Origin of the sequence: Enterococcus sp. DIV1758 (assembly GCF_051711985.1) — a bacterium.
In the GTDB taxonomy this organism is placed as follows: Bacteria; Bacillota; Bacilli; order Lactobacillales; family Enterococcaceae; genus Enterococcus; species Enterococcus faecalis.
Genome location: NZ_JBIOOA010000001.1, coordinates 1,685,539 through 1,708,460 on the forward strand (window position 1 = coordinate 1,685,539; position 22,922 = coordinate 1,708,460).

Genomic DNA, 22,922 nt, shown 5'->3' on the forward strand with positions numbered 1-22,922 from the left:
GTTTTTCTTAGCTAAAAAATTGATTTTCTAAACTATATTGCTTCCCTGAAACAATGTCATATTGAATCAGTCGGTATTCCTCATATAGTTGTTCTTGCTTTTTATTCATTTCTACTGTTTTTTTCCATTCCCCACCGAGATAATAATTCCCCTTTTCAAAAGCAGGCAATTGTTCTTGTACCTCATTTAGCATAGCGTAAAATCCCGATTGCGGTAAGCCACTTTGTTGGAAAAGTGAGGGAGCAAAATAAAATGGACTAATGGTTGCTTGATGCTGATTTTTTTCTGTTAACTGGTTCGCCGTATCATACATTAGAAATTCTGTCTGGTGAAGGGCTGCCCCTTCATTCAACGCTTGAATGTTTTCATCATAAATACTTGGTAAGTGATCTCCCCAAAAAACGACTAATGTGCGTTTGGGCATTTTTTCGATTTCTTGTAGGAAATTTTTCAAAGCTTCGCTACTGTAGGCAATATCTTGCAAGTAATTATTGAGCGCGATTTGATTGCCGTTTCCTTGAGAAAAATAATTGGACGTTGTGTATTTATTTTCATAGGGCATATGTGTTTGCATAGTAACTAAATGAATGAATTGCGGTTGCTCTTTTTCTTTAAGCAGTGTCGTCACTTCCTGATATGCTGCTTGATCTGAAATGTAAGGATTATTTTCTAGTTTATCTGTATAGTTCATTGTTTTTTCATTGATAAATTGATCAAAACCTAAAATTTTATACACATCTTTTCGTTTATACATAGATGTATTGTACGGATGAATAGCCGTTGTTTGGTACTTTTGTTCCTTAAGTAATGAAACAATGGAAGGCAATTCCGTCATCTTAGGAATCATCATTGTATAAGGTGTAGTCATTTGGGCATTCATTAATTCCATCGAAAAACTTGTTAAGGCTTCAAATTCAATATTCGCAGTTCCGCCCCCGTAGTTTTGTGAAAGCATCTGGCCGCTGTAAGTTTTATCAGCGATTTGATGATAATCAGCTAAAGGATTACCAATAATGGACAAGCCTTTCAGATGATCTGGATTTGAAAAACTTTCACTCATGACAAACACAATATTGGGTTGCTGATTGCTCGGCACTGTTTTCGCCTCGGCCAACTTTTGATACTTCTGAGTAATTTCTGAAATAGCTTCTTTTGAATAACCCTTTGGTTGGTCCATAGCCTCTACTTTTAAATTATATAGAAAACCACCAATAAATCCCGTATTGTAGTAATTCATTTTTTGGCTGTAAGGGATCCATAACGCGGTTTTATTATAGGCTTTACGTAACAAATTTTGCGGATTGTTAAAATCACCAATATATGAAAATAGACCAATCGAAAGAACAAGACTTAACACACGAATTGTTTGTTTTTTCTTCGATAAAAAGAAACTTTTATAAAAAGCTTTTCCTAAGAAAAAAAGTGCTACACAACCTAACGCAACCACAAAAATAAACGGCCATAAACCAACCATTTCTTTTAATAAACTAACTTCTGTGATCATTTTTAAGTCGTCTGGGTAAATAGGTTCGACACGATAAAACATCTTTTGATAGTCCGCAAATCCTAAAACACCTATTATGACACTATATAAAAGAGCGCCAACTCCTAATGAACCTGCCAAACTACATAAAAAAAGTAAAAAAACACTTAGCACAAAACAACCTAAGAAAAACTTTTCCGTATGCCACGAAAAAGCAAACTTGAAGGCTAAATCAACAGACAAGTTATTCTGACACCATTGCAGATATAAATTACTAAAAATAATTAATATGATGAACCCGATTCCATACAGAAGATAGCGGTAGGGCCATCGTTTAATTTTCTCAACTCTCTTTTTCACATCGATCTCCTATTCAAAAACTAGTAATGTATTTATTTTATGCTTCTTGAAAAAGAATGTAAAGAAGTAGTTAACAAAGAAGTCTAAGGAATAGTAAAGAAAAAATGTTATTTGTTGCAAAAATAATTTTCCAGTGGTATAGTAACAATGGAATTTCGTTATCAGTTATCGTCGCCTTTTTAGAGTACTTTATGAAAGGAGAATAACTATGACTTACAAAGTAAAAAACATTCAATACCGTATTCAATTAGACACAGACAAAAATATTTTCATTGTTTTTGATGCAAAAAATGAAAGTAAAACAGCAACTGGTCACACAATTGAAGAAGCAATTGCACACTTAAAACAATTAAACTAAGGAGTGACAAACATTTCCATGCAAGACCCTTTAGGTAGTTATTTAAGCTAAAAGCCGTTTAGTAAAGAAAAAATACTAGACGGTTTTTTTGTATCCTCTTCGCCTTTTATTTTTTACATAGTATACTGAAACAAACGGAGGTGTTTTTAGATGACCATCATTGCAAACTATATACGCCAGCAATCCCAACATCAAACACAGTTAACAGAAATCTACCAAGCAATTTTAGCGGTTGTTCCTCAGGAGACTACTGAAAAAATCGCTTATGGAATGCCGACCTTTTACTTAAATGGCAATTTAGTGCATTTTGCGGCGGCCAAGCAACATTTAGGTTTCTATCCTACGCCATCAGCCATCCAACGTTTCAGCAAAGAATTACGCCCTTTTAAAACCTCGAAAGGTGCCATTCAATTTCCCTACACGCAAGAGTTACCTCTTTCGTTAATACAGGAAATAGTTAAATTCCGTGTACAAGAAAACATGAAGAGCGTGGGACAAAAATCACTTTGAATTTTTGTCCCACGCTCAAAAACTGATAAACGGCGGGAACAGAAGCAACTCCTTCGGAAATAAGCCGAAATTCCTCGAAAGACGAAAAGCATCTTTCGGAAATTCCTTCTTATTGCTGAGAAACACTATTTGCAAAGCAAATAGATGTTAAACAGTACCTACTTGGTTCTCGGAGTTAAACACTTCTGTCCCGACCTCTTCATGTTCTTAAAATTTTTTCCATCGCTTTTCCCTTGGCCAATTCGTCGATTAATTTATCTAGGTAACGGATTTTTTGCATTAAAGGATCTTCAATTTCTTCCACGCGATAGCCACAAATTACGCCTTTGATCAATTGGGCGTTTTCATTAAAATTGGGTGCTTCTTCAAAAAATGTTTCCATCGTTACTTTTTGAGCCAATTGTTGCTGCAAGCCTTTTTCATCATAACCAGTTAACCAGTAAATAATTTCGTCAACCTCCGCTTGCGTTCGATTTTTACGTTCTACTTTTTGGATGTATAGCGGGTAAACACTGGCAAAGGTCATTGTATAGATTTTCGGTTTTGTCATTGGTTTTCCTACTTTCTGAAGTATTCTCTCTTCAGTCTACCACAGGCTTACTGGAAAAAGAGGCTATTTTGTCTTAGTAATCAAATTGACGATAATAACGACGAATCTCTAATGGGTGACAATTTAATTTTTCTACATGCGCATCAATTCGTTGCGTTACCGCATGCATTAGGAGAAATGAAACAACTCGACCACGATATTTTTCACTAATTCCTGGAAGTTCATACGCTTTCGAATCAATAATTGTATAATTGGCACAGATTTTCGGCAATAATTTTGCTACTCGTTCTGCCAATGGTCGCTGCTCGTCTTCTCCAATAAACAACGTTACTGGCGTAGTTTCATCTACAATTTCTAGCGTTCCATGTAAGAACTCTGCTGCATGAATTGATTTTGAACGAAGCCAACTTTGCTCTTCCCAATAGCACATTGCATAAGAATAGACCGCTCCCCATTGGTTTCCTGCGCCAATAAAATAGTGAATGCTATCATGACGATGTTTTTCCGCAAAAGCTAAGCCAAACGCATCGGCACTTTTTTCGGCTTCAGCTAAACCTGTAGGCAAATATTCTTCCAATTCTTGGTAATAATTTTCGTAATCTGTAAATTCGTTGTTTTTTTGCATTAAACGATCAGCTACCATAAAGAACTTGATTTGCTCAGTTCCTGGGGCTGGATAAGTCACCACATAATCACATAAATCTGCTAAAAGACTGTCTTTTGCATCGATAAAACCAAATAACGTTGCGCCGACCTTTTTGATTTCTTGAACGGCTTGCACCACTTCTTGTGTTGTCCCAGTAACGGAAGACAAGATGACGAATGATTTTTCTGTTAAACGTTTATTGCCTGTTGTGTAATACTCAGCAGCATGTTGAACATAGATTGGTAAATTACTTTTTCCATTCGCATAAGTAACTGCTTGCATGGCTGAAGCATAAGTACCGCCGATTCCTAAATAATAGACCGCATCAAATCCTTTCGTCCAAACTTGATCAACAACTTTTTCAACATCTGAACGCAAGGCTAAGGCACCTCGTATGTCTTTGATTTGTTGTTCTTCATTAAATTTTAACATGGCTGATTTCCCTCTTTCTTTGCTATTTTACTTTTTAGGACACAATCAAAATCATCAAAAATCCGTTGAGATAAATCAATTCCTTTACTTGTAGCTACTTGATACGCCAAATATTGAAATGGAATAACTAATAATAAAGGACTAATTTTTTCTTCGACATCACTTGCTAACTCTAACGTATTTGATGCTCTCGTTGAACGCGTTGTAATTGTGTAACATTGGCCAACATAACTGGCTAGATAGTTTTTCAAGGCTTGGCTACGTGCTTGAATAGGACTTTGATTTTCAATAAAAAACAAAAGATGTGTAGTATCCGCTTCAAGATAAGGCCCATGCATATAGGCTTCGACTTCAAATCCTTGGGAAGGTAAGCGAACTGTTTCTGTAAACTTCGTCTCAAACTCTTTTGCCGTACCAATATTAGGCCCATAACCAATTGCGATAAATCGTGTCCCCTCTGTTAATTCTTTTTTCGTTTTTTGCCAAAATTGTTCGGTTTTATAAATCACCGAATCGATTTCCTGAATTGCTTTGGCAAGTTTTGCTAATTCTTCTTCAACCTCTACTTTTGTTAATTGATACTTTTGATAGCCCAGTTTCAAACCAAATAGAAATAAATTTAAAAGTGTTGCCGTATAGCCTTTTGTGACAAAACCAACTGTTTCAAGCCCCATTTTTAAATCCAGGACTTCATCCACAACCTCCGTAATCGGGCTGGTGACATCACTTGTCAAGGCCACTGTTTTTACAGACGTTTGGTTTTTAATTTTTGCAATGGCATCAATTGTTGAAGCACTTTTACCACTTTGCGAAACCGCTACGACCAGATCAAACCGATCATCCACTTTGCCATAATGAGCAAAATTGAACGGCTCTTGGATTTCCACATAAATAGGCGCCACTTCTTCAAGGTAAACTTTAGCCGCCTGACAAGCGTTATGTGACGAGCCAGTTGCTAAAATTAGACAGTGCGTGACCTTTGAAACGTCTGTATCAGTTAATTGAAATTGGTTAAGAATCTGAGTTAGAGCTGCTTGCTCCTCATTTATATAATCCAGCATCGTTTTCATATTTTGCCTCCTAAAATAGACCAATTAATGAGCCAAGAATTCCGACAATTGCCATGCCACCTAAAATCACTAAAGGTTTTACTTCTTTTTTCAATAAATAAAAAACAAAACCAAAAGATGCAAGCGGTAATAATTTAGGCATGATATCGTCAAAGATACTTTGAACCGTGACTGCATTTTTGCCACTTCCGCTGATTGTAATCGGGATAGTTAAATCAATCATGGAGGCGGTCATAGCACCTACCACCATCAAACCAATTATTGAAGCGCCTAATGTGAGACTTTCCATCATGCCATTTGCTTGAATTTTTTTGAGAAAACCAGTTCCTAATTTATAGCCCCAACGATTCAGTAAATAACGAACAATCACATGGGGGACGTTAAAAATGAGTAAAAATAGAATTGGCCCTAACACATTCCCTTGTAAAGCTAACGAAGTTCCAACACCTGTTGCAATCAAGCGTAAGGTTCCCCAGAAAAAGGAATCACCTAAACCAGCTAAAGGTCCCATTAACGAGGTTTTAATACTATCGATTGTTCCAACTTCAAAATTTTCGTCCAGAACATTTTCTTCTTCCATTGCAGCATTAATTCCTAAAATAAACGTCACGATATGCGGCGTAGTATTAAAGAAAGCAAGATGCCGTTTTAAAGCTGCCGCCATCTCTTCTTTTTGAGGATATAATTTCTTTAAAATAGGGATCATGGCATAGACATAAGCCATATTCATCTGACGTTCATAATTCCATGAAAATTCCATTTGAAATGAACGCCAAAAGACTTGATTAAGTTCTTTTTTTGTAATTAAGTTTTCTGTCTTAGTTTTAGAAGTCTTCGTCATCATCAATTACCTCCCCACTTGTTGTTTGTATTGTCTCATTCTTTCCTTTGGCATAATTCATGATATTCACAACAATTACTGCTGTAATGGCACCCAAAATTGCTACTCCTGTTACAGGTAACTTAAAGTAGGCCATTAAGACAAAACCTAAAAAGAAATATGGCGCCACTTGTTTGTTAATCAGTAAGCGTGCAAGCATCGCAAATCCTAGCGCTGGAATAATCCCCGTTGCAACAGACAACCCATGTTGAATAAATTCAGGGATCAGATCAAGTAAGCCTTTAATGGTGTTGCTGCCCACGGCAAATGAAATAGTTACAATGAGCGCTAGCATGAACGATAAGCCAAAGCCTGCAAGTAAATGCATGCGCTCCACCCCTTTATATGCTCCTTCTTCAGCATACTGATCAGCTTTTTGACTCATGATTGGGATGAGCAAACCCAAATAAATATTTTTAAGAATCAACGTTAACGTTGCGATTGGCAAGCCTAAGACTAAGGCTGTTTCTGTTCCTGCGCCAGCAGTAATAGCAAACGCTGTACCAAGAATCCCACCAGTCACTACATCAGGTGGGATTGATGCGCCCACTGAAAAAGAACCGATGAAAGCTAACTCTAAGGTCGCGCCCATGATTACGCCCGTTTTGACATCACCTAATACAATTCCGACAAATAAACCGGTTACAATTGGTCTTGAAAGCAACGAGGTTCCTAAAGCATATTCCGACTGCGCAATAAAAGCGATGCAACCTAAAAGAATCGCTTGTCCTATCATTTTTATTTCTCCTTTCTACAAGACATTTAATGCTGCTACTTTTTTGTCATTTGGGACTTGTCGAATTTCAACTTCACAACCATTTGCGACCAATTCTTTAACCATTTTTTCTTCATCCGGTGTGATATTAATTGCTTTAGAAATGTTTCGAGTATTTTCCCTTACTTTCATTCCTCCTAAGTTAATTTCTTTTATTTCTGGATAAGCAGTAGCCAATCGATAAGCATCTTCCACACTTTCAACTACAATAAAAAGTTTGTATTTTTCTGTAACACCACTTTTTAGTGCGGCAATCGCATCTTCAATCGTTTTAATGACCAGTTTTACTCCTGCTGGTTTAGCTAGCTTAATGGTTGTTTTTCGAATATCATTTTTAGGTACGTCATCATTTGCGATTAAAATACAATCGGCGCCTAAGCCTTGGGTCCATGAAAAAGCCACTTGACCATGTAACAAGCGATGATCGACTCTTAACAATTTAATCATTTCATTTCCTCCTAAAATTCTTCTTCTAAAATTTCTTTACTAGATAACTCGTTACAATAACAAAGACTTTCTTGTCCGTTTTCAACGGCACGTTTTACTAAATCAACTAATGAATCAACAGTATTTATTTGGGTATATATTTCAATTAACGTTGCTAAATTTAATCCTGAAATTAAATGCATTGCTTGTTTCCCCACATAATTAAAGAATTCGTTATTCACGCTTCCGCCAAATAGGTCTGTAATCACAATTAATTCATTTTGTTGATTGTTCTTTAAAATGTCTTTGACCGTCTTGGCTAAATCATAAGGTTGTTCCATATAAGCGCAAAGACATTCCACATTCTTTGTTTCACCACAAATTAAAGCTAATGATGTCTGAATCCCTGCAGCGAAATTACCATGTGTTGCCAGAATAATTTTACGTTCCATTTTCTTCACCTCACTTACTTCTTTATATAGCAAAAAGAGTGCCAAAAAAGTGGCACTCCCTCCTTTTTATTTTAAAAATCGCTTTCTGCGTTGTTAAACTCCGTTTTTCCAAACAACACATCATAGACATAAAAAAGCTCCGATTCAGGTATATTGACACTATAAACTTTTTCAATGACACTAAACGCCTCTTTTAACTCTTGCAAGACCGTTTTTTGACACTGCTTTAGTTGTTCAGCGCCATTATAATTTTCAATAGGTTCATTCCGGATTAATCGTTCAATTAAACAACTGACATGGACATATACCGCTAATTTACGATCATTTTGAATTGTTTGTTGCCACCGCTCTTCTAATTGAATTAAAAAGACTTCTACTTGTCGAATAATTTTTTCTGTATCTAAAATCGTCACTGATTGAATGACCCGATCTAATGAAAAGTTACGAATCAACTCATGATTTACATAGGACAGCATATCTTTAGTTAATTCTCTCTTTGTCCATTCTAAAAGGGTCGTAATTCCTTTTCCTGCAATCAACTCTTCTAAAGAGATATACGGGAGGTCATTTGAAGACGGGTTGTTTGTACCGATGATGCCGACAATCTCATATTCTGGAAAACTTTCTTTGATCGACTCTGCATTACGTAATTGATTATATTCACAAGGAATAATCTTTAATTGTGCTTCCGCAGGTAAACTTTTTCCAAGTAAATCTCTAATTTTAACGGCTGTGCCAATTCCGGTACTACACGTTGTTAAAATGACACGTTCCGTTTTTATTTTCAGGTAATATGATTTCCCATTCATTTGGATGAACCGTTAACGCTTTTTGGGGCAATTCTTCAAAAGAAACTTCGTCTTTAATGGCTTCTCCTATAGACAGAGCCAAGCTTGTTGTCACATTATTCATTAATAAAAAAGGACCTTCTTCTTCTGCCGGAAAATACTGATAAATTTCTTTCAATGAACCCATATCAAAAAGAATTACTAAACCATTCCTCGTTTCTTGACGTTCCATATAGTGAATTAAGTGTTCGGAAATTTTTTTGGGAGTAACATCTAACGGCATGTCAAACGATTGAAAAATTGGCACATCTAACAGCCGATTTGCAACATTCGCAATACTACTTGCTGTGGCATATCCGTGGGCAACAATCACCGCTTTCGGATAGTGACTTTCCTTTACTGAACCCGAATAGTGAAGATAAATGGTGACAATAATTCGATCCATCTGGGATAGTTCAATATCTAATGAACGTTTCACTAAAGTTAACAGTTGTTCAGCGTAGCCATAACTAGTTGCTAATTTGGTTTGAACTTCTGTTAAAAGTTCGTCAATGACTGTTGTAGGTTCTTTTTCTGGAAACCAATCAATACATCTTCGTTGAAACAGATAGGTGCTTAATGCATAGACTAAACTGCCATTAAACCGAATTTGATAAGACGATTCAATCGTTTCCAATAATTGACGGATATTTTGCGTAATAAACAATAGCATTTCGTGATTTTTCTCTCGCTTCTTTTCAAATAATAAATCATCGAATAAGCGTTCAATTTCTTTCGAGATGTCGTTATTAGCAGTGGAAAGATGATGATGGTGAGAGACATAAAGACGAAGGATTCGTTCATAACTCTGGATAATTCTTCTTTGCGCAAGCTCTGTTTCCTCTAACAAACTAACCAGATTTGTTTGCTCATCTAAACGAATAGGCAATTCATTTTCATCAGGAGCTAGTTTGATTGATTGATCCAGAAATTCTTTCGGTAGATCGTGCAAAGTGATTGGAATAACACGTTTATCAAGATTGGCGGCAAAGCTGCGTGCAGTAATAATTTTTATATTATTTCTTAATTCACCTACATTGCCTACATAATGGTGGTTTTCTAAAAGTTGGATAACTTGTGGCGTGATAGTAACTGCTTTTTGAATAGCTTGCTGTTCCTCATAAAATGCTCGCATAATTAATTGTTTTCTTTCCGCTTGAGTGCGTTCAGCAAGACTTGGGATTTTAATTTGAATAGGAATTCGTCTTAAAAATGTCGTTAAAAAGGTGCTAGAAATTTCTTCAGTTGTGGCAAAGCACAACCGACACGTAACAGGAATGGGCCGATTGGTTTCACCCATTCGATAAATAATACCCTGATCTAAAAATGTAAACAATTTTTCCTGCCCTTCAGGACTCAAACGATGAACTTCATCTAAAAATAAAACGCCCCCTTCTGCACTTTGAAAGGCCCCAATTTTATCGGAATCTGCTCCCGTAAAAGCGCCTTTAAGATGTCCAAATAATTGACTAGTTAAAAGCTCTGGATTGTTGGCATATTGCGCACAATTAACTGTTACAAAAGGTGCTGAATCGTCAAGTAGTTCTTTTGAAAGACAAAACTGATAATATAAGGATGCTAAAAAACTTTTACCCGTACCACTTTCACCTGTAATTAAGACAGGCAATCCACCGCCTGGATAAAGCGCTGCCATTTTTAATTGTTCGATGGTCTGGGCTAAACTACCGCGATAACCAATGACCGACTGAAAAAAATCACTTTTGCGATCAAAAACAGGCTGTTCATCGATCATTTCTTGGAAACTTTGATAAACAGTTCTTTTTAAAAGATAGTTTTGTTGCTGAAACGCTTCTTTATGAAAAAAGTAAACTGGTCGTGTATTGATCTTAACTAGAATTCCTTCTTCGTTTAACTGATTTAAATAGTGACTAGCTGTATTTCGTTTGATAGAAAATGTCGTTGCAATATTGCTTGCTGTGAAAATTTCACTGACTAAAGATGGTTCAAAAAAAGCTGTTTGATTGCGTAAATAATCAACAATTTGCGTTTTTAACATAAAATCACCTCTCATTTATCATAACGTACCTAAAAAAAACGTCAATATTCAAAATTTCTTTTGTTATTTTTCTTTATATAAGGAGCCCATTTTTTATGTTATTTAATCACAGGAACCTGATTCTATCATTGCAGAATAGGCTTTCATTCAGTATACTGTAAATAGAGGAACAAGAAACGAATTGGATAATTAGGCACTGAAAGAACGCACCACCGTTCTGAATGTTTCGAAACACACAACAGGTTATCGAAATGGCCATTGGAGAAAAATTCCTTTTTCTCCGAGGTTAGCGATTGTGACATGTTGCAATCGTTTTTTGTCCTTAAAATGTTGAGAAAAAGAAAAAAGGCACTTTGCATGTCAGCACCACCTGACAAACAAAGCCCTTCATAGACAGCACAACCTATCTATTCCAGTTGCCTTTTTTGCTAGTTACACTAGCTAATTTTAGTGTACCCGATTTTCAGTGAAATTACTAGCATCTTTAAAATTTTTACTGAAACGATCAGCCTGTGCACTGAACTAGTTTTCTTCAGCGGCGGCAACCGCTGAGAAGCTTTTTCTCAAATTTTAAGTGAATAATGTATCATAAACTTTTTTGGCATATCCATCCGTCATATTACATACAAAGTCCACCGCCATTTTCAAACGATAATAGTCTTTTTCTGCTTCTGTAGCGTTCTTTGCTTCTCTTCTATACAACGCTTTCGCGCTTTCCGAAATATTATTAAAGATTCGCTCCTCATACTTATTCATGGAAACTTTTTCGTATTTTAGTACGACTGGAACAAATTCATCTAGTAAACGATTGATGATATTGAAGCCCAATACCTCTTGATCCAAAATTGTTTTTGTTTGAAAAACATAGGCTCTAGAAAAGTTTTTTAATGCCTGAAAGCATTTCACTTCATCACAATCTTCAATGATAATTTCATTATGATAGATACCTCTCATAATTAAGTCATAATGATTAGCAAAATTTTTCGCTACGCTTTGACAAACAGCCCTTTGTGTCTTTCTCAAAAATTCTTGTAAGGTAGCTTCTTCTGTTTTATCTTTTTCTAACATTAAAAATTTTTTTGTTCCTGTTTGCGCATCAACAAACTGCTTTAAATCTTGATAGCTGTATAAACCATAATTATAGGCATCTTCGATATCTGAAAAAGTATAGGCGATATCATCTGAAGCTTCTAACAAAAAGACTAATGGGTGTCGCTTATTTTGTGTTCCTGTCGCAAATTTAATGGCGTTAAAGACTTGTTTTTCCGAGTAAAAATAGCCAACTTTTTTAGACAAAAGCTGTTGCTTATTTAATTGATCTGAAGATGCCGTATATTTGATAACTGTATCTAATGTCGTGGCTGTTAGTTTCATTCCTGCTTTAGAAGTCCCATTATCATGATGTAGTTTTGTTAAAAGTCGGATGGTTTGAGCGTTTCCTTCAAAGTTAAGAAAATCATTTTGTTGTTGCTCCGAAAAATCAGACCAACAAGCATACAAAGGACCATTTTTTTCAAACCAAATACGAATGGCTTCTTCCCCAAAATGTCCAAAAGGGGGATTGCCAATATCATGGATTAATGCAGCTGTTTCTAACAACCGATAGCATTCTGATAATTCCATAACCTCAATGTTTCGTTCGTTCAACTGTGAAATAACTAATCTAAGTATATCCCTGCTATGCATTGCCACTTCTAAGCTATGCGTTAAACGCGTTCTTACAAAATCATTACGTTCTAAAGGAAAAACTTGTGTTTTGTCTTGTAAACGTCTAAATGCATCACTTTTAATTACTCTACGATAGTCACTATCAAAAGATTTACGAAGTTCTGGGGCTAAATCAACTTGCTTATTTAACCAGTCATTTTGATATTGTTTGCCATTATCAGAAATACGATATGTACCAACCAACTGACGCCAATTCATTTTCATTTATTACCTCCTCCAATTACTCTACCTTCTCTAAATAAGAGACGTAAATATTTTTACATTTACCAATATCACTAAATTCCCGATTGTTATACGCCTTATCCTTTTTCAATTTAAACCGCACTTTTTCGCCTTCTTGAAAAGTTCCCCACGTAAGAAAAAAGAATAACCAATGGCTTTCATCCTCTGATAGCGTGTCTAACCCTAAGCTTTTAGGCTCAATTAAGCTAGGTAATTTGAAACAGTCATACACCCCTTTTGCTGTGCCATACACAGGACGATGAGTGCTAAGAGTCGTTTCAAAATATCCTTTTTCATCAGGTTTTAAATAACTTGCTTGCCGAATCAGTTGTGTCAGTTTATTTTGGAATGGCTGAATATTTTTCTCAACGTTTAGTTCAAAATCTGGTTCAGCTTGTACATCTGTGTCATGAGATAACTTTTTTAATAAGCAGTTTATTTCATTAGTACTTGTCTTGTCATTAAACGCAATCGCCAAACGCTCGCTGCTAATAACACCTTTCATATCTTTCATAGAAAAATTATTTAACGCAATTGGATAGTGTTTATCTGATAGCATCCAAGAAGCACCCATTTCGTTTAAACATGGAATACTCTGATAATAATGATCAGATAAAAAATACAGCATGACAGGTTGATTGGTTAGCTCCCTTTTAATCGTGTCAAAAATTAATTCTCCTGGCTGTACACCTGTTTCAATAGTGGAACTATAAAAAATATCCTGTGTTCGAAACCCAAACTTTTTCAACAATTGGATAAACGCATCCACATATTCTTGATCCTTTGAACTATGACTAATAAAAATCTTTTTCCCGTTGCTCACTACTCAACATCCTCCAAGTTAAATTTGTGTTTTCATTTTTTGTGAAATTCTATACTATTTCTTTAAGCGTACAGCGTTATCTGAAACCAGTCAATACTAAAATTATAAAATAACAATTATTTTGTTTTATCAAATTTTAATATAATGTTGTTTTGTTAATGTTTTGTTATTTTTAAACAAGTGATTATAGAACGATGTACGGTTGAAGTTATTTCTAATCTATTTTTTTCAATATTTTTATAAATATAAAAAAACACGCCTTTCTTTGCAGAAAGGCGTGTTTTTACGTCCGAGTATAAGGAGAATTGGTTCATTAACCAATTGTCCCTTTAAGCGTTATTCATTAAATGAATTATTTGTTTTTTAAGTTGTAGAAAGATTTTAAGCCTTTGTATTCAGCTACATCGCCTAATTGATCTTCAATACGTAATAATTGGTTGTATTTAGCAATACGGTCAGTACGGCTTAATGAACCAGTTTTGATTTGGCCAGCGTTTGTTGCAACAGCGATATCAGAGATTGTTGAATCTTCTGTTTCACCAGAACGGTGAGATACAACTGCAGTGTAGCCAGCTTCTTTAGCCATTTCGATTGCTTCAAATGTTTCAGTTAAAGTACCGATTTGGTTAACTTTGATTAGGATTGAGTTAGCGATACCTTTTTCGATACCTTCAGCTAATTTAGTTGTGTTTGTTACGAATAAATCGTCACCAACTAATTGAACTTTGTCGCCTAATACTTCAGTTAATTTTTTGAATCCGTCCCAGTCGTTTTCGTCTAAGCCGTCTTCGATTGAAATGATTGGGTATTTAGAAACTAATTCTTCGTAGAACGCGATCATTTCTTCAGTTGTTTTTTCGCCTTCGCCTGAGTCAGCTAAAACGTAAACGCCTTTTTCTTTATCGTAGAATTCTGAAGAAGCAGCATCCATAGCAAGAACAACGTCTTTACCAGGAACATAGCCAGCTTTTTCGATAGCTTCGATGATTACTTCGAAACCTTCTTCGTTTGAACCTAAGTTAGGAGCGAAACCACCTTCGTCACCTACTGAAGTAGCTAAGCCGCGACCTTTTAAGATTGAAGCTAATGCGTGGAATACTTCTGCACCCATACGTAAAGCTTCTTTGAATGTAGGCGCACCTACAGGCATGATCATGAATTCTTGGAAGTCAATACTGTTGTCAGCATGTGATCCACCGTTGATGATGTTCATCATTGGAGTTGGTAATACTTTTGTATTGAATCCGCCTAAGTAATGATATAAAGGCACTTCTAGGTAATCAGCAGCAGCACGAGCTACGGCGATAGACACACCAAGAATAGCGTTAGCACCTAATTTACCTTTGTTAGGAGTTCCATCTAAATCGATCATTGCTTTATCGATAGCCATTTGATCGCGTACATCGTAACCGATGATTGCTTCAGCAATGATGTTGTTTACGTTATCTACAGCTTTAGTAACACCTTTACCTAAGTAACGAGCTTTGTCGCCATCACGTAATTCAACTGCTTCGTATTCACCAGTTGAAGCTCCTGAAGGAACCATTCCACGGCCGAAAGCTCCGCTTTCAGTGTAAACTTCTACTTCGATTGTTGGGTTACCGCGTGAGTCTAAGACTTCGCGTGCGTAAATATCAGTAATAATTGACATGTTTTGTCTCTCCTTTGAGTTTGTATTTATACTAAGGGGATTCCCTCATGTATGATTGTAGTTAATTCTCGCAAACTATGCAAACATTTTTTTGCAAAAGTCATTGAGAAAACGTTACCGTTAGTGATTTCTTATTTTACAGCATCTAATAAAGCTAAGAATGAATCTGCTTCTAAGCTTGCGCCGCCGACTAAAGCACCGTCAACGTTTTCTTTTGCCATATATTCAGCGATGTTTTCTGGTTTAACAGAACCACCGTATTGAATACGAACAGCTTCAGAAACTTCTTTGCCGTATAATTTTTCAACTGTTGAACGAACAACACCACAGATTTCATCTGCAATATTAGCATCTGCAGATTTACCAGTTCCGATTGCCCAGATTGGTTCGTAAGCGATAACCATTGAAGCAACTTGTTCGTTTGATAAACCAACTAAGCCGTTAGTGATTTGACCTTCGATCCATTCCGCTGTTTTACCAGCTTCATACGTTTCTAAAGTTTCACCACAACAGAAGATTGGTGTCATACCATTTGCAAAGATTGCTTTGGCTTTTTTATTGATATCTTCATCTGTTTCGTGGAAATATTCGCGACGTTCAGAGTGTCCGATAATCACATAGTTCACACCTAAATCTGCAATTGCAGCTGGTGAGTTTTCACCAGTGAAGGCACCAGCGTTTTCCCAGTAGCAGTTTTGTGCAGCTAATTTCACTTCAGAATCTTTTAGGTTCCAAGCTAAAGGAGCTAAGAATAATGCTGGAGATCCAATCACAGCGTCAACAACGTCGTTTGATGGAACAGCATTTTTGACTGCTTCTGCAAAGCTTTGTGCTTCGCTTAAAGTTTTGTTCATTTTCCAGTTACCAGCGATAATTGGTTTGCGCATGAAAAGCACATCCTTTTCTTTTTTTAAAAATATTGTCTTTTAAACTGATTATTTATCGTTAATAGAAGCTAAACCTGGTAAAGTTTTGCCTTCTAATAATTCTAAACTTGCTCCGCCACCTGTTGAGATGTGTGAGAATTTATTTTCGTAGCCTAATTGAATTGCTGCAGCAGCAGAGTCCCCGCCACCGATGATTGTTGTTGCGTCTTCTAAATTAGCAATCGCTTCACAAACACCAATTGTTCCTTTGGCAAAGTTACTCATTTCAAATACGCCCATTGGACCATTCCAAACAACTGTTTTCGCACCTTGTAATTCGTTAGCGAATAATTCAATTGTTTTTTCACCGATATCCAAGCCTTCTTCATCATCTGGGATTTCAGTTGAAGGAACCGTGTGGAAAGGAGCGTCATTGCTGAACTCTTTAGAGACAACTGTATCAACCGGTAAAACTAATTTGTCGCCAGCTTTTTCCATTAAGCTTTTTGCTAAGTCCACTTTATCTTCTTCAAGTAAAGATAAACCAACACTATAGCCTTGTGCTTTCATGAATGTGTAAGCCATACCGCCACCGATTAAAATTTTGTCGGCTTTTTCAATTAGGTTTTCAATGACAGCGATTTTGTCAGAAACTTTTGCGCCTCCCAAGATTGCTACGAATGGACGTTTTGGATTTTCAACAGCTTCGCCGATGAATTTAATTTCTTTTTCCATTAAGAAACCAGCAACTGTTGGGATACCAGTTGAAGCAATTCCAACGTTTGAGGCATGTGCACGGTGTGCAGTACCAAAAGCATCATTGACAAATACATCGCCTAAAGAAGCCCAGTATTTACCCAATTCAGCGTCATTGCCGCTTTCTTTTTTGCCGTCAACATCTTCAAAACGAGTGTTTTCAAATACTAAAACGTCGCCGTCTTTCATATTGTTAACAGCATCTTCTAATTCTTTACCACGTGTTTCTGGAACAAAAGTAACTGGTTGACCTAGTAATTCGCTTAAACGTTCAGCCACTGGTTTTAATGATTTGCCAGCTTTGTCTTCTTCTGTTTTTACACGACCTAAATGAGAGAAAAGAATTGCTTTTCCGCCATTTTCAATCACGTATTTGATTGTTGGTAAAGCCGCTACGATACGATTATCGTTTGTGATCACGCCATCTTTTAACGGAACGTTAAAGTCAACACGGACAAGGACTTTTTTGTCTTTTAAATCTACATCTTTAATTGTCTTTTTAGCCATGAGTAGACCTCCTGTATTGTCAATTTTAGGATTTTTCTTTTTTAAAAAAAGAAAGCGGAGAAGCGCGTTGCTTCCCCGCTTATTATTTCACAATTGTTCAAATTTCACTAATGATAAGAATAAATCTTATAAGTTAGCGAAGTATTCTAAAGTACGAACTAATTGAGCAGTGTATGACATTTCGTTGTCATACCAAGCAACAGTTTTAACTAATTGTTTGTCGCCAACTGTCATAACTTTTGTTTGAGTTGCATCGAATAATGAACCGTAAGTCATACCTACGATATCAGAAGAAACGATTTCGTCTGTGTTATAACCATAAGATTCGTTAGCAGCTTTTTCCATTACTGCATTCACTTCATCAACAGTAACTTCTTTGTCTAATACAGTAACTAATTCAGTTAATGAACCAGTAGCTACAGGAACACGTTGAGCAGCGCCATCTAATTTACCGTTCAATTCTGGGATTACTAAGCCGATTGCTTTAGCAGCACCAGTTGAGTTAGGTACGATGTTTGCAGCAGCAGCGCGCGCACGACGGAAGTCGCCTTTAGGATGTGGTCCGTCTAATGTCATTTGGTCACCTGTGTAAGCGTGGATAGTTGTCATTAAACCTTCAACAACACCAAAGTTGTCATGTAAAGCTTTAGCCATTGGAGCTAAGCAGTTTGTAGTACAAGAAGCGCCTGAAATTACAGTTTCTTCTCCAGTTAATGTTTCATGGTTTGTGTTGTAAACGATTGTTGGTACATCGTTACCACCAGGAGCTGAAATAACTACACGTTTTGCACCAGCAGTTAAATGTTTTTCAGCAGCTTCTTTAGAAGTAAAGAAACCAGTACATTCTAAAACGATGTCTACGCCTAATTCGCCCCATGGTAATTCTTCAGGGTTACGGTTAGCTAAAACTTTGATTTCTTTGCCGTTAACGTTGAATGAACCTTCGTGAACTTCAACTGTACCGTTGAAACGGCCTTGAGTTGTGTCATATTTTAACAAGTGTGCTAACATTTTAGCATCTGTTAAGTCGTTGATTGCAACTACTTCGATTCCTTCTACATCTTGGATACGACGGAAAGCTAAGCGTCCGATACGTCCAAATCCATTAATACCTACTTTAACTGTCATTAAAGATTTCCTCCTTATGAAAATCAAAAATTTTTTATTTTAAAGGGTTACCCCTTTTAAAATCTCGTTTGCGGCAGCTTCATCTGTGATGAGCCACGTTTGTTTTGGTGCATTTTTCATATATGCGCGAATGGCTTTGGCTTTCGTTTTGCCGCCCGCAATTGCGACGACATAAGGAATTTCTTGTAAGTTTTTTAATTGAAGGCCAATTCGTGGAATTTTATAGACCACTTTTCCTTCTTCATCAAAGAAATAACCAAACGATTCTGCCACGGCATTTTTTTGTTTGAGCATAACCATTTCGTCATCAGACATTTTTCGGCGTGCCGCCATGTGCAACGCTCGACCAATACTGTGCACCACACAGTTGGCATGACTAATTAACGTAAGAACTTCTTGAATCGAGGGTTCTTGTAATAAGCTATTATACGTTTCACGACTCAATTGTTCTGGGACATATAACGCCCGGTAGTTACCACCCGTTTTGTTGGCCATTACAGCACTAATTGAATTGGCTTGGACAGAAACTGCTTCACCAATCCCTCCTCTGGCTGGAACAAACAAATTATGACGTTTTTCAGTTTCTAGTGATCCCATATTTTCGGCCACCATGGCCATTGTTGTCCCACCCATAACCGCAATTGTATTCTCACCATTTGGTAAGAGTAAATTCAGCGTATTGGTTAAGACATCTCCAAAGTCCGAAAGAACTTTCTTTTGGATATCACTATCTCCTGCAACAACGATACAACGTTGAATGCCAAAGTACTGTGTCATTTCTTTTTCGATTTGGTGCATACCAAGCAATTGATTCATGACTAATTCTAAGCCTTGGTAGACTTCCAAACCGCGTTCTGTTAATGTCATCCCGCTTTTTGAAGGTTCAATCAGGTTGAGCTGCTTTAAAACATCTGTTTCTGTACGCAAGACTCGCTCTGTAATTCCCATCGTTTCTGATAAACTTCTACGTCCAATAGGTTGCATCCAATAAATATTGCGAAGAATTTGGAATCTTTCTTGTAATACATCGAGCATATCTGGAGCAACTGCTTCAATCATTTTAAATTCTTTTAACATGATGCGCTCCTTTTGTGGGTCGAAATATGTCCAAGTAAGACTGAAAACGACCTATGAACTTTAAAAAAATAGAATTGATGTTCGTTTTTCCTACTATTTATTCATAACAGTATTAAAAGTACTTATCAATTACACACTTAGTGTACCAGTTTTTTTGGGTCTTTTCAATAAAAATGATTCTTTTTTCATCGTTTTCTTTCAAATCCAAACAAAGCATTCGTTTGCGAGAAACAATAGCTACTTATTTCCGAATAATTAGATTTAATTAAACCAAAAGCAAAGGAATTCACGAACGTCTTTCAATTAACTTCTTGTTTAAATGGGAATTTCAGGTCCTCACACAAAGCATTTTTTTACTTATTTTTCAAAAAAAGCAACGAAAGAATAGACACAGCCATTCTCTCGTTGCTTCATATCCTTTTATTTGTAATCTTCTTCGTAAAAACGTCCTAAAATTTTGACATTATCTGAGATGCTGACAAAGGCATTCGGATCGCTTTCTTTCATGGCTGCTTCTAAACTTGGCAACTCAAAGCGTGTCACAATAGTTAGCAAAACAGTTTGGCGGTCGTGGCGATATGCCCCTTCCGCTTCATGAATAATTGTAATACCGCGGCGCATTTTCTTTTGAATCTCATCCACGACTCGATCTGGGTTTTTAGTGACAATCATAACTTGCATTTTCTTTTGCTTAGTATAAACAGCATCTGTGACCTTTCCACTTACAAAAATTGATAACGCACTGTAGAACATGTACTGCCAGCCAAATAAATAACCTGCAACGAAGACAATTAGTGCGTTAAAATAAATTGAAATCGAGCCAACGGAACGCCCCGTTTTTTTCCGAATGGTAATGCTTAGAATATCTAAGCCCCCAGAAGAAACCCCGTTTTTTAAAACAAAACCAATTCCTGATCCAGAAATCGCCCCACCAAAAATAGCACAGATAATTGGATCTTGAGTCATCACCGTTTGCGGAACAATATGCATAAATAATGAAGTTAAAGTCACGGTAATGAAAGTAAAAATTGTAAACTTCTTACCTATTTTCTTCCACGCAATAAAGAATAACGGCACATTTAACAGATACAATGTAATGGAGACAGGCACATTAAAACCGACAATTTTTGTTGAGAGGGTTGTTAAAATTTGTGCCAAGCCTGTTAAGCCACTGGAATAAATATTTCCTGGTTGATAGAAAAAGTTCATGGCAATTGATGCAAGAATAGCATAGACAATCGACACGGAAAATTTTGTTGTATAGTCATGAACTGGCAGTCCGTCATAAATTTTTTTCATAAATAATAGCCTCGTTTCAGGTTTTCAATAAATTACATTTCTTTTCATATTATACGTGGTTTACCGAGAGAAAAAAAGAGATTCCTATAATAATTACGGAAGATTCATCAAATGTTTATAGAAATGAAAAAAGAACGAAATCTTAACGATTTCGTTCTTGGGTTGTTTCATAATGGGCTCTTGGTCCACCAATATATTTAGGACGAGAATATAATGCTGTAACATGGGCCGCACCTAACGTTCGAATGCTCAAGCGAAGAGGAACTTGCACATGTTTTACATGCATACCGATAGATGTATCGCCAATGTCAATCCCTGCTTGAGCAACAATATGCTCCACTTCCACAGGTTCATCAAATTTTTCAAAGGCAGCCACTGAACAAGAACCGCCAGCATGTAATTGCGGTACTACAGAGACAATTTCAAAGCCTTTTTCTTCAGCCACACGACGTTCAATCGCTAAAGCACGATTAATATGTTCGCATCCTTGGACAGCCAAAGAGATGCCTTTTTTGTCTAATTGTTCAATTAAGGTTGAGACAATCCATTGTCCTACTTCGGCACTGGAATTTTTACCAATGACGCCACCTACTACCTCACTGGTGGTACAACCCAAAACGAATAGGTCCCCTTTTTTTAAATTACCTGCTGTAATGACTTCTTCTGTAATTGTCACTAACTGTTCTTTTAACATTTTTTCATCGATAGTCATTTGTTCATCCTTCTTTCTTCTAAACGACCATTTTTTGGTAACACACGTTTTAATGTTTGACTAAGGGGCAATGCTACAATCACCCCAAATAAGGATTGAATGATATTCCCTGGTAAAGAGGCAATCCCCGCACCCACGCCGTAAAGCCAGCTAGTCGCTAAAGCATACCCGCTAATCATGAGGAGACTGGCTAAAAGTAATCCTAGCGTTTGCATCTTTTTACTTTTATTAAAGAAGTGACCTGCTAACCACCCTTGTCCGCCATGAATCAATAACGAAAAAACGAACCATTGTGGATAGCCTGACAATAAATCAATTAAACCACCGCTTAAAGCTCCGACTGTCAAGCCACCAATCGGACCAAAAAGTAAACTAGCAATGTAAATCCCTGCATCCGCCAATGTAACAAAGCCATTTGTTGCTGGGACGGGGATAATAAAGACCATTGACACAGCCACTGTTAAAGCGGTAATTACTGCATATAGACTAATTTTTCTTGTCATTATCCGCCACACCTCCTGCTAGTAATCCTTCATGCCACACACTTCCAAAAGCTGCATTTAGCTGGACCCCAGAAACAATGGCTTCATGAACGTATGTTTTTGCTAAATCAACTGCTTCAATTAACGGATATCCTTTAACTAAATTCGCACCAATTGCAGAGGCAAAGGAACAACCAGCGCCATCAATGGTGTGGGCCATTACTTTTTCTTTGATCAATTGAATATGTTGTTGTCCATCATAAAAAAAGTCACATGCTTCTTGGCCAAGCCAACGATTACCGCCTTTAATCACCACCGTTGCCGCTCCTAAAGAGTTTAACTCTTCCGCTGCTTGTTGGACTTCTTCGACGGTTGTTAATTTTCTGCCAATGAGTAATTCTGCTTCTTTTAAATTAGGCGTTACAATCGTTGCGAATGGAAAAAGTTTTTCAATCAATAACTGCATGTATCTTTTTTCATAAACTGAAGTCGTTTCTTTAAAAGCCAAGACAGGATCCAACACCACCGGCAGACCTGCGTGCTTTTTCAAAAAGGTTGCAATTTGTAACATACTTTCTTCACTGTGAATCAAGCCAATCTTGATGCCGTCTAAACTCCCGGCAGGTATGGAAGCGAGTTGCTCTTTCACCAAAGAAGTCTCAAGGTCATGAATCTGAAAATGATTCTTGGGGGCTGTAGCAAGGCAAGTTAAAGTTGATAAGCCAAAGACTTGATGATTTTCAAACGTTTTTAAATCTGTTTGAATCCCGCCACCTGAAAAAGGATCGGAACCGCCAATTGTTAAAATTATTTTTGTCATTTGTTTCGCTCCTTTATACACTCAGTTATCATACAAAGTTTTCTAAAAAGAAAAAACAGCCAATT

Annotated in this window: 22 protein-coding genes and 1 pseudogene; 2 read left to right on the forward strand and 21 right to left on the reverse strand. The window is 36.8% G+C overall.

Features of this window, described 5'->3' with window-relative positions; all coding sequences use genetic code 11:
• Positions 1 to 7 precede the first annotated feature (7 nt).
• Positions 8 to 1,843 carry an LTA synthase family protein gene (locus tag IGJ52_RS08260; protein ID WP_438792023.1) on the reverse strand — a complete coding sequence of 612 codons (1,836 nt, stop codon included), beginning with the start codon at positions 1,841 to 1,843 and terminating at the stop codon, positions 8 to 10.
• A gap of 208 nt (positions 1,844 to 2,051) precedes the next feature.
• Between IGJ52_RS08260 and IGJ52_RS08265 the strand changes: the two genes are divergently transcribed.
• Together IGJ52_RS08265 and IGJ52_RS08270 are read left to right on the forward strand one after the other, a co-directional pair.
• Complete coding sequence (locus IGJ52_RS08265; protein WP_002357118.1) at positions 2,052 to 2,201, forward strand: hypothetical protein; 150 nt, start codon at positions 2,052 to 2,054, stop codon at positions 2,199 to 2,201.
• A gap of 150 nt (positions 2,202 to 2,351) precedes the next feature.
• The gene (locus IGJ52_RS08270; protein WP_002400669.1) at positions 2,352 to 2,711 is read left to right on the forward strand and encodes an iron chaperone; all 360 of its coding nucleotides are present in this window, start codon (positions 2,352 to 2,354) and stop codon (positions 2,709 to 2,711) included.
• Positions 2,712 to 2,910: 199 nt separating this feature from the next.
• Here IGJ52_RS08270 and IGJ52_RS08275 read toward each other — a convergent pair whose 3' ends face one another.
• From IGJ52_RS08275 to IGJ52_RS08370, 20 genes and pseudogenes are all read right to left on the reverse strand, one after another.
• Positions 2,911 to 3,261, reverse strand: a complete 351-nt coding sequence (locus tag IGJ52_RS08275) for a DUF2200 domain-containing protein (protein WP_002419678.1) — start codon at positions 3,259 to 3,261, stop codon at positions 2,911 to 2,913.
• Positions 3,262 to 3,334: 73 nt separating this feature from the next.
• Entirely contained in the window at positions 3,335 to 4,339 is a 1,005-nt protein-coding gene (locus IGJ52_RS08280; protein WP_002369188.1) for an SIS domain-containing protein, read from the reverse strand.
• The gene (locus IGJ52_RS08285) at positions 4,333 to 5,409 is read right to left on the reverse strand and encodes an SIS domain-containing protein (protein ID WP_325822458.1); all 1,077 of its coding nucleotides are present in this window, start codon (positions 5,407 to 5,409) and stop codon (positions 4,333 to 4,335) included. Before IGJ52_RS08285 ends, IGJ52_RS08280 begins: the two co-directional genes overlap by 7 nt.
• A 10-nt stretch (positions 5,410 to 5,419) precedes the next feature.
• Positions 5,420 to 6,253, reverse strand: coding sequence for a PTS system mannose/fructose/sorbose family transporter subunit IID (locus IGJ52_RS08290; protein WP_438792024.1), 834 nt, complete (start codon positions 6,251 to 6,253; stop codon positions 5,420 to 5,422).
• Complete coding sequence (locus IGJ52_RS08295; RefSeq protein WP_002357107.1) at positions 6,234 to 7,025, reverse strand: PTS mannose/fructose/sorbose/N-acetylgalactosamine transporter subunit IIC; 792 nt, start codon at positions 7,023 to 7,025, stop codon at positions 6,234 to 6,236. Before IGJ52_RS08295 ends, IGJ52_RS08290 begins: the two co-directional genes overlap by 20 nt.
• A 15-nt stretch (positions 7,026 to 7,040) precedes the next feature.
• Complete coding sequence (locus IGJ52_RS08300; protein ID WP_002357106.1) at positions 7,041 to 7,511, reverse strand: PTS sugar transporter subunit IIB; 471 nt, start codon at positions 7,509 to 7,511, stop codon at positions 7,041 to 7,043.
• 11 nt (positions 7,512 to 7,522) lie between these two features.
• Positions 7,523 to 7,942 (reverse strand): PTS sugar transporter subunit IIA, encoded by a 420-nt coding sequence (locus IGJ52_RS08305; protein ID WP_002389037.1) that lies wholly within the window; start codon positions 7,940 to 7,942, stop codon positions 7,523 to 7,525.
• A gap of 71 nt (positions 7,943 to 8,013) precedes the next feature.
• Positions 8,014 to 10,786: pseudogene (locus IGJ52_RS08310) on the reverse strand (sigma 54-interacting transcriptional regulator).
• A gap of 143 nt (positions 10,787 to 10,929) precedes the next feature.
• Positions 10,930 to 11,145 (reverse strand): hypothetical protein, encoded by a 216-nt coding sequence (locus IGJ52_RS08315; protein WP_002357102.1) that lies wholly within the window; start codon positions 11,143 to 11,145, stop codon positions 10,930 to 10,932.
• Between the two features lie 211 nt (positions 11,146 to 11,356).
• Positions 11,357 to 12,718: a deoxyguanosinetriphosphate triphosphohydrolase gene (locus IGJ52_RS08320; protein WP_002419683.1), complete on the reverse strand. Its 1,362-nt coding sequence runs from the start codon at positions 12,716 to 12,718 to the stop codon at positions 11,357 to 11,359.
• A 16-nt stretch (positions 12,719 to 12,734) separates the two neighbouring features.
• The gene (locus IGJ52_RS08325) at positions 12,735 to 13,559 is read right to left on the reverse strand and encodes a toll/interleukin-1 receptor domain-containing protein (protein WP_002360036.1); all 825 of its coding nucleotides are present in this window, start codon (positions 13,557 to 13,559) and stop codon (positions 12,735 to 12,737) included.
• A 352-nt stretch (positions 13,560 to 13,911) separates the two neighbouring features.
• Positions 13,912 to 15,210, reverse strand: coding sequence for a phosphopyruvate hydratase (eno, locus tag IGJ52_RS08330; RefSeq protein ID WP_002357098.1), 1,299 nt, complete (start codon positions 15,208 to 15,210; stop codon positions 13,912 to 13,914).
• Between the two features lie 131 nt (positions 15,211 to 15,341).
• Entirely contained in the window at positions 15,342 to 16,097 is a 756-nt protein-coding gene (tpiA, locus tag IGJ52_RS08335; protein WP_002362045.1) for a triose-phosphate isomerase, read from the reverse strand.
• A 48-nt stretch (positions 16,098 to 16,145) separates the two neighbouring features.
• Positions 16,146 to 17,339 (reverse strand): phosphoglycerate kinase, encoded by a 1,194-nt coding sequence (locus tag IGJ52_RS08340; protein ID WP_002357094.1) that lies wholly within the window; start codon positions 17,337 to 17,339, stop codon positions 16,146 to 16,148.
• 126 nt (positions 17,340 to 17,465) lie between these two features.
• On the reverse strand, positions 17,466 to 18,467 hold the full coding sequence (gene gap / locus IGJ52_RS08345) for a type I glyceraldehyde-3-phosphate dehydrogenase (RefSeq protein ID WP_002357093.1): 1,002 nt from the start codon (positions 18,465 to 18,467) through the stop codon (positions 17,466 to 17,468).
• 39 nt (positions 18,468 to 18,506) lie between these two features.
• Positions 18,507 to 19,544 carry a sugar-binding transcriptional regulator gene (locus IGJ52_RS08350; RefSeq protein ID WP_002357092.1) on the reverse strand — a complete coding sequence of 346 codons (1,038 nt, stop codon included), beginning with the start codon at positions 19,542 to 19,544 and terminating at the stop codon, positions 18,507 to 18,509.
• A gap of 420 nt (positions 19,545 to 19,964) precedes the next feature.
• Complete coding sequence (locus tag IGJ52_RS08355) at positions 19,965 to 20,843, reverse strand: YitT family protein (protein WP_002357090.1); 879 nt, start codon at positions 20,841 to 20,843, stop codon at positions 19,965 to 19,967.
• 142 nt (positions 20,844 to 20,985) lie between these two features.
• On the reverse strand, positions 20,986 to 21,555 hold the full coding sequence (locus IGJ52_RS08360) for a TIGR01440 family protein (protein ID WP_002419685.1): 570 nt from the start codon (positions 21,553 to 21,555) through the stop codon (positions 20,986 to 20,988).
• The gene (locus IGJ52_RS08365; RefSeq protein ID WP_002395212.1) at positions 21,552 to 22,058 is read right to left on the reverse strand and encodes an ECF transporter S component; all 507 of its coding nucleotides are present in this window, start codon (positions 22,056 to 22,058) and stop codon (positions 21,552 to 21,554) included. Before IGJ52_RS08365 ends, IGJ52_RS08360 begins: the two co-directional genes overlap by 4 nt.
• Positions 22,042 to 22,878, reverse strand: a complete 837-nt coding sequence (locus IGJ52_RS08370; RefSeq protein ID WP_002419686.1) for a bifunctional hydroxymethylpyrimidine kinase/phosphomethylpyrimidine kinase — start codon at positions 22,876 to 22,878, stop codon at positions 22,042 to 22,044. The genes IGJ52_RS08365 and IGJ52_RS08370 overlap by 17 nt, the downstream gene beginning before the upstream one ends.
• Between the last annotated feature and the right edge of the window lie 44 nt (positions 22,879 to 22,922).